The 1289-nt window shown below is 64.7% G+C and carries 3 protein-coding genes; all 3 read left to right on the forward strand.

Annotated elements, in window-relative coordinates; all coding sequences use genetic code 11:
• Positions 1-48 precede the first annotated feature (48 nt).
• The 3 genes from ACFYOW_RS49635 to ACFYOW_RS49645 are packed head-to-tail and all read left to right on the forward strand — an operon-like array spanning position 49 to position 1261.
• On the forward strand, positions 49-378 hold the full coding sequence (locus ACFYOW_RS49635; protein WP_387299185.1) for a transposase: 330 nt from the start codon (positions 49-51) through the stop codon (positions 376-378).
• A gap of 14 nt (positions 379-392) precedes the next feature.
• The gene (locus tag ACFYOW_RS49640) at positions 393-995 is read left to right on the forward strand and encodes an IS3 family transposase (protein ID WP_387299187.1); all 603 of its coding nucleotides are present in this window, start codon (positions 393-395) and stop codon (positions 993-995) included.
• Entirely contained in the window at positions 992-1261 is a 270-nt protein-coding gene (locus ACFYOW_RS49645) for an integrase core domain-containing protein (protein ID WP_387299189.1), read from the forward strand. The genes ACFYOW_RS49640 and ACFYOW_RS49645 overlap by 4 nt, the downstream gene beginning before the upstream one ends.
• Positions 1262-1289: the final 28 nt, after the last annotated feature.

A 1289-nucleotide genomic window follows, 5' to 3' on the forward strand; every position in this document is an offset into this window, starting at 1 on the left:
TGGACATCTGAGATAGCGGGACCAATGGTCCCTGGAAGGATGTTCACCATGGGTCGTCCGCGTCGATCGTATTCGCCTGAGTATCGGGTGGAAGCGGCGCATCGAGTGATCGATTCCGGCCGACCGGTGCGCGAGATCGCCCGTGAGCTGGACGTGCACGAGAACCTGCTGCACAAGTGGGTGCGAGAAGAACGCCGCCGTATTGCCGCGGCTGGCCAGACCGGTGGCCGGGCTCGCGATGACGGTGGTGGCCAGCCACTTTCAGCCGATGAGCGCGCGGAATTGGTGCGGCTGCGGGCGAAGGTCGCCGAGCAGGCCAAGGACATTGCGTTCCTGGAAAAAGCCTCGGCGTACTTTGCGGCACGGCATCCAAAGTGAGCAGGTTCGAGCTCATGGCAGCAGAGTGCGCCGACCACGATGTGACCCGGATGGCCGAACTGCTCGGCGTCTCGACCTCCGGCTACTACCGGTTCCTGGAGGTCCGTGCCAGCACGGAGCCGTCGGCGCGGCTGCAGCGGCGCCGGGATCTGGAGGTGAAAATCCTTGCCCACCACCGTGCCTCCGACGGCACCTACGGATCGCCCCGGATCACCACCGACCTGCTCGCCGAGGGCGAACAGGTATCGAAGAACACCGTGGCCGCGATCATGGCCGATCTCGGGATCGAGGGCATCAGCCCACGCTCGTTCAAGACCACCACCATCGCCGATCCAGCAGCATCGTTCCCGCCGGATCTGGTCGGGCGTCGCTTCGACCGTGGCCGGACCGACCTGGTCTGGTCCTCGGATATCACCTACCTGAGCTGCGGTGAGGGCGATATGTTCCTATGCGCGATCCGCGACGAACATTCCCGGCGCGTACTGGGTTGGGCAGTCGCCGACCATATGCGCGCCGAGTTGGTCGTGCACGCCGTGGACCGGGCCGTGTTCGTGCGTGGTGGCCGCTGCCGGGGCACGATTCTGCACTCGGACAGGGCCAATACACCGCTGCCGTGACCGCCGAAGCCTGCGCCCGCCACGGCTTGCTCCGCTCGGCAGGAGCCACCGGGATTTGCTGGGACAACGCCGGCGCGGAATCGCTGTGGTCGAGTTTCAAGCACGAGTGCTACTACCGGCACACCTACGCCGCCAAGGCGGAATTGGTTGCTGCAGTTGACAATTGGATGCACTTCTACAACCATCGGCGGCGACACTCGGCGATCGGGATGCGCTCACCGATCGACTACGAGCAGTCCCTCAAAGCTACCCCCGAAGCAAGCTAACGCTGTCCACTTTTTCGGGGGAACCCCA

Source organism: Nocardia sp. NPDC006982 (genome assembly GCF_042869435.1).
In the GTDB taxonomy this organism is placed as follows: Bacteria; Actinomycetota; Actinomycetes; order Mycobacteriales; family Mycobacteriaceae; genus Nocardia.

What these genes read in the sequence shown, in the direction of transcription:
- ACFYOW_RS49640 (WP_387299187.1), top strand. Translation starts at nt 393, where the DNA reads ATGGCAGCAGAGTGCGCCGACCACGATGTGACCCGGATGGCCGAACTG.
- ACFYOW_RS49635 (WP_387299185.1), top strand. Translation starts at nt 49, where the DNA reads ATGGGTCGTCCGCGTCGATCGTATTCGCCTGAGTATCGGGTGGAAGCG.